Annotated in this window: 1 protein-coding gene; it reads left to right on the forward strand. The window is 62.0% G+C overall.

Annotated features, from left to right (window positions below; translation table 11 throughout):
• On the forward strand, positions 1 to 592 hold a 592-nt coding region (locus LMG28727_RS33915; RefSeq protein WP_201646652.1), incomplete at both ends, for an ABC transporter substrate-binding protein.

Raw genomic sequence — 592 nt, forward strand, 5'->3', positions numbered from 1 at the left:
TTACATCATCGCCCGCGCATACGGCGCGCCGTTTGTCGGTCTGCCGATTTTCGTAGTACGCCGCTTTCACCACGGTGGTCTGCTGGTTCGCCCGGACGCTGGCATCAAGCAGCCCAAAGATCTGGAAGGCAAGAAAGTCGGCGTGCGCGCGTACTCGGTCACGACCGGCGTGTGGACCCGTCAGGTGCTGATCGACGAGTTCGGTCTGGATTCGTCGAAGGTCACCTGGGTGGTCGATGACGAAGAACACGTGCAGCAACTGAAGTTGCCGGAAAACGTGATTCACGCGCCGCAAGGCAGCTCACTCGCCGAAATGATGGCATCGGGCGAACTGTCGGCGGGTTTTGCCGCTGCGGCCGGCATTGGCCGCACGGGTGCGCCGACCGGCGGCTGGAAGGAAGTCGAAGCCGACTACCCGGATCTGCTGCCGAACGCCACCGAACTCGAAACCGAATACTACGCACGCACCGGCGTTTATCCCATGCACGGCACGATCGTGGTGAAGGATTCGGTGCTGGCGGAGCATCCGTGGATCGCGAAATCGATTTACGACGCGTTCGCGCAGGCGAAGAAGGAATGGCTCGCCCGCCTG

This window comes from Paraburkholderia metrosideri (genome assembly GCF_904848625.1).
In the GTDB taxonomy this organism is placed as follows: Bacteria; Pseudomonadota; Gammaproteobacteria; order Burkholderiales; family Burkholderiaceae; genus Paraburkholderia; species Paraburkholderia metrosideri.